The 6,636-nt window shown below is 74.9% G+C and carries 7 protein-coding genes; 6 read left to right on the top strand and 1 reads right to left on the bottom strand.

Annotated elements, in window-relative coordinates; genetic code table 11:
• Positions 1-201: 201 nt before the first annotated feature.
• From KME75_RS21140 to mraY, 3 genes are all read left to right on the top strand, one after another.
• Positions 202-1,686: a UDP-N-acetylmuramoyl-L-alanyl-D-glutamate--2,6-diaminopimelate ligase gene (locus KME75_RS21140; RefSeq protein WP_308282950.1), complete on the top strand. Its 1,485-nt coding sequence runs from the start codon at positions 202-204 to the stop codon at positions 1,684-1,686.
• A gap of 84 nt (positions 1,687-1,770) precedes the next feature.
• A complete protein-coding gene (locus KME75_RS21145; RefSeq protein WP_219416606.1) occupies positions 1,771-3,180 on the top strand; it encodes a UDP-N-acetylmuramoyl-tripeptide--D-alanyl-D-alanine ligase in 1,410 nt (469 codons plus the stop codon).
• Between the two features lie 44 nt (positions 3,181-3,224).
• Positions 3,225-4,253 (top strand): phospho-N-acetylmuramoyl-pentapeptide-transferase, encoded by a 1,029-nt coding sequence (mraY, locus tag KME75_RS21150; protein WP_246632528.1) that lies wholly within the window; start codon positions 3,225-3,227, stop codon positions 4,251-4,253.
• Positions 4,254-4,323: 70 nt separating this feature from the next.
• Here the strand turns inward: mraY and KME75_RS21155 are convergent, their stop codons facing one another.
• The gene (locus tag KME75_RS21155) at positions 4,324-4,530 is read right to left on the bottom strand and encodes a hypothetical protein (protein ID WP_219416608.1); all 207 of its coding nucleotides are present in this window, start codon (positions 4,528-4,530) and stop codon (positions 4,324-4,326) included.
• Positions 4,531-4,605: 75 nt separating this feature from the next.
• Between KME75_RS21155 and KME75_RS21160 the strand changes: the two genes are divergently transcribed.
• From KME75_RS21160 to KME75_RS21170, 3 genes are all read left to right on the top strand, one after another.
• Complete coding sequence (locus KME75_RS21160; RefSeq protein WP_219416609.1) at positions 4,606-5,466, top strand: helix-turn-helix domain-containing protein; 861 nt, start codon at positions 4,606-4,608, stop codon at positions 5,464-5,466.
• A gap of 10 nt (positions 5,467-5,476) precedes the next feature.
• Positions 5,477-5,695, top strand: a complete 219-nt coding sequence (locus KME75_RS21165; protein WP_219416610.1) for a DUF397 domain-containing protein — start codon at positions 5,477-5,479, stop codon at positions 5,693-5,695.
• 101 nt (positions 5,696-5,796) lie between these two features.
• On the top strand, positions 5,797-6,636 hold an 840-nt coding region (locus KME75_RS21170), incomplete at its 3' end, for a Mur ligase family protein (protein WP_246632518.1).

Below are 6,636 nucleotides of genomic sequence, written 5' to 3' on the forward strand. Positions count from 1 at the left end.
GCAGGTCCTCGGGACGCCTCCGGCGCCGGGTCGCCCACCGGTATCGCCCCTGCGCCGGATGGCGTCCGAGTCGCCGGTGAAGCGGTGGTGCGCGGGCGGGCCGCTCAGGGTGCGCCGGTAGCCTTCCGCGACGTGTCGCCCGCCAGTTCAGCCACCGCAGCGCCGGCCCCGGCGCCGCCGCGGCCCCGGTCGGTGCGACCGGTGGACCTGCACGCCGTCGCCGCCGCAGTCGGTGTCGCTGCTCCCCGGCCGGCCTCCGCCGCCGTCCCCGTCACCGGGGTGACGCTCCGCGCCGCGGACGTCCGCCCCGGCGACCTGTTCGCCGCGCTCCCGGGGTCCCGCGCGCACGGGGCCGACTTCGCCGCCGCCGCGCTCGCCGCCGGCGCCGTCGCGGTGCTCACCGACCCCGACGGGGCGACCCGTCCCGCTCTCGCGGACGTGCCGGTGCTCGTGCACCCGCGGCCGCGCGAGGCCCTCGGCCCGGCTGCCGCGCTCGTCTACGGCGACCCGACGGCGCGGCTGTCGGTGCTCGGCGTCACCGGCACCAGCGGCAAGACCACGGTCGCGCACCTGCTGGAGGCCGGGCTCGCGGCCGCGGGTCGCACGCCCGGGCTGATCGGCACCGTCGGCACCCGGCTGGACGGGGCGATGCTGCCCACCGGCTTCACCACGCCCGAGGCGCCCGACCTGCAGGCGCTGTTCGGGGTGATGGCCGAAGCCGCGGTGACCGATGTGGCGATGGAGGTGTCGAGCCACGCGCTCGCGCTCGGCCGCGTGGCGGGCACCCGCTTCGCTGTCGCCGCGTTCACGAACCTGTCCCAGGACCACCTCGACTTCCACCGCGACATGGAGGACTACTTCGCGGCCAAGGCGGCGCTGTTCGACGGCCGGGCGGAGCACGCGGTCGTCTGCGTCGACGACGAGTGGGGCCGCAGGCTCGCCGCGCGCACCCCGGGCGCGGTCACGGTCTCGACGACCGGCGACGCCGACTGGCGCGCCGTGGACGCCGCCACGGACGTCGACGGCACCCAGACCTTCACCGCGCTCGCCCCGGACGGGGCCGAGGTGCCGGTGCGCCTGCTGCTGCCGGGGGCGTTCAACGTCGCCAACGCGCTGGTCGCGCTGGCCTGCCTGGACGCGGTCGGCGTGCCCGCCGCGGTGGCCGCGGAAGGGTTCGCGCACCTGGCCGTGCCGGGCCGGATGCAGCGCGTCGAGGCGGGCCAGCCGTACCTGGCGGTCGTCGACTACGCCCACAAGCCCGCCGCCGTCGCGGCGCTGCTGGACACGCTGCGCGCACAGGTGCAGGGCAGGCTGATCGTCGTGCTCGGCTGCGGCGGCGACCGCGACCGGGGCAAGCGCCCGCTGATGGGGGCGGCCGCCGCGGCGCGTTCGGACCTGCTGGTGATCACCGACGACAACCCCCGCACCGAGGACCCGTCCCTGATCCGCGCGGCCATGCGGGCGGGCGCGGAGGCCGAGCCGGGCCGGGGTGACCTGCTGGAGATCGGCGACCGGCGCGCGGCGATCGCGGCGGCCGTGGCGTACGCGAAGCCGGGGGACGCCGTCGTCGTGGCCGGCAAGGGCCACGAGACCGGGCAGGAGATCGCCGGCGTCAAGCACCCCTTCGACGACGCGGCCGAGCTGTCCGCGGCGATCGCGGCCGCGACGGGGTCGCCGCGCTCGTGAACCAGGCGCTCGTGAACCAGGCGCCCCCCACCGGGCCCGCCGCCGCACAGATGATCGGATATCACCGATGACCGGGACGAGAGCATGATCGAGATGCGGCTGGCGGACGTCGCCGCTGTGACCGGGGGCAGGCTGCACCGGGCGTCGGGCGAGGAGCGGGTCACCGCCGTCGAGTTCGACACGCGCGCGATCGCCCCCGGCGGTCTGTTCGTGGCGCTGCCCGGCGAGCGCGTGGACGGCCACGACTTCGCCGCGTCGGCGGTCGCCGCCGGTGCGGCGGGCGTGCTCGCGGGCCGCGAGGTGGACGGCCCCGCCGTCATCGCCCCGCCGGTGGCCCGCTGGACGGGCACCTACCTCGACGCCCACGACCGGGACGGCTCGGGCGCTGCCGTGCTCGCCGCGCTGGCCCGGCTGGCCGGGCACGCCGTGCGCGCGCTGCCGGGCACCACCGTCGTCGGGGTCACCGGCAGCTCGGGCAAGACGTCGACGAAGGACCTGCTCGCCGCCGTCCTCGCGCCGCTCGGCCCGACCGTCGCCCCGCCCGGGTCGTTCAACAACGAGCTGGGCCTGCCGTGGACGGCCCTGCACGCCGACGCCGCCACGCGCCATCTGGTGCTGGAGTTCTCCGCCCGCGGCCCGGGGCACATCGCCGGGCTCGCCGCTGCCGTGCCGCCCCGGATCGGGGTGGTGCTCAACGTGGGCAGCGCCCACCTCGGCGAGTTCGGCTCGCCCGCGGCGATCGCGCAGGCGAAGGGTGAGCTGGTCGAGGCCCTCCCGGAGGACGGCGTGGCCGTCCTGAACGCCGACGACCCGGCCGTCGCGGCGATGGCCGTCCGCACGGCCGCCCGCGTGGTGTGGTTCGGGCGCGCGTCCGACGCCGATGTCCGGGCCGAGGACGTCGGGCTGGAGGCCGGGCGCGCCCGCTTCACGCTCGTCGCGGCGGCGGGCCGCGCGCGCGTCGCCCTGCCGCTCGTGGGCGAGCACCACGTCGGCAACGCGCTCGCCGCCGCCACAGTGGCGCTCGAGCTGGGTGGCACGCCGGACGGCGTCGCCGCGGCGCTCGGGGCGGCCGTGCCCGCGTCGCAGTGGCGGATGGAGGTGACCGACCGCGCCGACGGCGTCACCGTGATCAACGACGCGTACAACGCCAATCCCGAGTCGATGCGCGCCGCGCTCACCGCGCTCGCCGCGGTGGGGGAGGGCCGCCGCACGTGGGCGGTGCTGGGCCGGATCGCCGAACTGGGCGAGACCAGCGTCGCGGCGCACGCCGCGGTCGCCGAGCTCGCGGCGGCGCTCGGCGTCGACGAGCTGGTGGCGGTGGCCACCGAGGACTACCCGGGTGCGCGGTGCGTCGGCGACGTGGCGGAGGCGGTCGCCCTGCTGCGCGCGGAGCTCGCGCCGGGTGACGTGGTGCTGGTGAAGGCGTCCCGCGCCGCGGGGCTGGAACGGGTGGCAGCGCAGCTGCTGCGGGAGACGGGGCTGGTGTCGCCGTGAGAGGCGTCTTCATCGCCGCGGGGGTCGCCCTCGCGGTCTCGATCATGCTCACGCCGTACCTGATCCGGTTCTTCGCCCGGCGGGGTTTCGGCCAGGAGATCCGGGCCGAGGGTCCGTCGAGTCACCAGGCCAAGCGCGGCACGCCGACGATGGGCGGCGCGGCGATCATCGTCGCGATCTGGATGGGCTACCTCGTGTCGCACACGCTCACCGGCGAGCCGATCACGGCGTCGGCGCTGCTGGTGCTGTTCCTCACCACGGCGCTGGGGGTCGTCGGCTTCCTCGACGACTTCATCAAGATCCGCCGCGCCCGCAACCTGGGCCTGAACAAGACCTCGAAGATCGTCGGCCAGGTGCTGACGGCCTCGATCTTCGGCATCCTGGCGCTCCGCTTCGCCAACGCCGACGGGCTCGCGCCCGCGTCCGACAGCCTGTCGTTCGTCCGCGACATCACCGTGCTGTCGTTCGGCGCGATCGGGTTCGTCCTGCTCGCGAACCTCGTCGTCGCGGCCTGGTCGAACGCGGTGAACCTCACCGACGGGCTCGACGGCCTGGCCGCGGGCACGGCCGCGATGGTGCTGGCCACCTACACGATCATCGGGTTCTGGCAGTTCCGCAACAACTGCGCGCTGGTGAGCGCCGCGGGCTGCTACCAGGTGCGCGACCCGCTCGACGTCGCGCTCGTCGCCGCGGCGGCGATGGGCGGCTGCATCGGCTTCCTGTGGTGGAACGCCGCCCCGGCCCGGATCTTCATGGGCGACACCGGCTCGCTCGCACTGGGCGGGCTCCTCGCCGGCCTGTCGATCGTGACGCGCACCGAGCTGCTGCTGGTGGTGATCGGCGGCGTGTTCGTGGTGGAGGCGCTGTCGGTGGCCGTGCAGATCGCGGTGTTCCGCACGACCCGGCGGCGGGTGTTCCGGATGGCGCCGTTCCACCACCACTTCGAGCTGGCCGGCTGGGCCGAGACCACCGTGATCATCCGGTTCTGGCTGCTCGCGGCGATGTGCGCGGCGCTGGGACTGGGCCTGTTCTACCAGGAGTGGCTGACGGCATCCGCCGGCGGCGGCGCGTAGCGACTGCGCGAACGGCCCGTTCGAGCGATAGGTATGAGCGAAAGTGCCGCTCGCGCAAACGCTGCGGGGGTTAACGGTCCCGCCGGTCCGCGGCCCGGCGCGCTGAGTGATACCCGGTGCCGACGGACCACTCGAAGCGGATGCGGCCGTCCGGGAGGCGCCGGTACACCGGCTCGCCCGCCTGCCGACGCGCCCGGAGCTGGCTCGCGGTGAGCGCGACGAGCCACAGCCCGACCAGCCCGAACCCGATCAGAACCGCGACGGCCTCGATCGTCATGACGAGCCTTCCCCTCGGGAGCGCTACAGTAAGCACGGTAGCACTCCAGCATGGAATTTCAAATTGGGAGGCGGCGTGGCGACTCCGACGGTGCGGAAGCTGCAGCTCGGCAACGAGCTGCGGCGGTTGCGCGAGGCCGCGGGCCGCACTCCAGCGGAAGCGGCGCATGAACTCGGCTCCGCTCCCGCGAAGATCAGTCGGTTGGAGCTGGGGCAGAGCGCGGTGACCGTCGGCGACCTCAAGCTCCTGCTGGAGTTCTACCGCGCCGACGCCGAACAGGTCGCGTGGATGGTCGAGCTGTCGCGGGACAACCGCAGGCGCGGGCGATGGAGCGGTGACAGGGCCACCTTCCCCGAGTGGTTCCGATCGTACGTCGACCTGGAGCGCGACGCCGAGGACATCAGGATCGTCCAGACCGAGGTCGTACCCGGGTTGCTCCAGACCGAGGCCTACATGCGGGTGCTGTACGCGGCAGCGTCTCCGTTCGAAGGGCCGGTCGACGTCGACGCGGCCGTGCGCTCGCGGCTGGAGCGGCAGGAGGTTCTCGCTCGTTCCGACGCCCCGACTTTGAGCTGCGTGCTGTCCGAATCGTGCATCCGAAGGATGGTCGGCGGGCCGAAGGTGATGTCGGAGCAGCTGCGGCACATGGCGGAGCTGGCGGCGCGGCCGCGGGTGCAGATCCAGATGTGGCCGTTCGACGGTGAGATCGCCACCGCCGCGTTCGCGCAGCGATTCACCCTGCTACGCATCCCGGCGGCCCGGGCTGAGCAACCGTTCACGTTTGCGTACTGCGAAGATTTGGACGACGCCCGCTATATCGACGACGCGCCCGCCGTGCGGGTCTACGAGGCGGAGTGGGGGGCCTTGCAGGCTGCGGCGCTCGGCCCGGCGGAGACGCGCAGTAGGCTCCGGGAGTTGGCTCGCCAGCTCACGTAAGGACCGTCCGATGCCCTCCACAGATCCGGATTTCACCGGCGCCACCTGGGTCAAGAGCAGCTTCTCCGGTGGCAACAACGGTGATTGTGTCGAGGTCGCGTTCGTGCGCGACGGCGTGGGCGTCCGCGACAGCAAGCAGCACGGCCGCGGCCCCGTCCTGCAGTTCACACCGGACGAGTGGACCGCGTTCCTGGCCGGGGTGCGCGCGGGGGAGTTCGACCTGCCCTGACCGTGCACACCTCCGGGCATGTGCACGGTGCGTTCGAGATGTGCACGGACCGCCATCCATTCACCACGCCATCCATTCACCACGGGAGTGCGAACCGCACGATGAAGCCAGCCGACCTGTCCGGCGCTCGCGTGCTCGTCGCCGGGGCCGGGGTGTCCGGCCTCGCCGCCGCCGCGGCGCTCGTCGACGTGGGCGCGCGCGTCACCGTCACCGACGCCGTCCCCACTCGTCTCGCCGACCTGCCGCCGGGCGCCGAGCCGGGCGGGGACCCGGACGCGATCCCGCCGGGCACGGCGCTCGTCGTCACGAGTCCCGGCCGCCGTCCCGACCACCCGCTGGTCGCGGCGGCCGCCGCCGCGGGCGTGCCGCTGGTGGGGGAGCCGGAGCTGGCGTGGTGGCTCGGGCAGGCCCGGCCGAACCCGCCGGTCTGGCTCGCCGTCACCGGCACCAACGGCAAGACCACCACCGTGGGCATGCTCGCCGCGATCCTGCGCGCCGCCGGTCGGGACGCCGTGGCCGGCGGCAACATCGGCTACCCGGTCGTCGACGCGGTGCGGGCCGGGCACGAGGTGCTGGCCGTGGAGCTGTCGAGCTTCCAGCTGCACTGGTCGCCGTCGGTCCGCCCGGCCGCGGGCTGCGTGCTCAACGTGGCCGACGACCACCTCGACTGGCACGGCTCGATGGCCGCCTACGCCGCCGCCAAGGCGCAGGTGCTGCTGGGGCCGGTCGCCGTGGCGGGCGCCGACGACGCCGCGGCCGCCGCCCTGCTCGCCGCCGCCCCGGCCGGGCGCAAGGTCGGCGTCACGCTCGGCGTGCCCGGCCCCGACCAGCTCGGCATCGTCGAGGGCACCCTGGTCGACCGGGCCTTCGGCGGGGGCGAGCTCGCCCCCGCCGCGGCCGTGCACCCCGGCGGCCCGCCCGGCCTCACCGACGCGCTCGCG

Origin of the sequence: Pseudonocardia nigra (genome assembly GCF_019396355.1) — a bacterium.
GTDB lineage: Bacteria > Actinomycetota > Actinomycetes > Mycobacteriales > Pseudonocardiaceae > Pseudonocardia > Pseudonocardia nigra.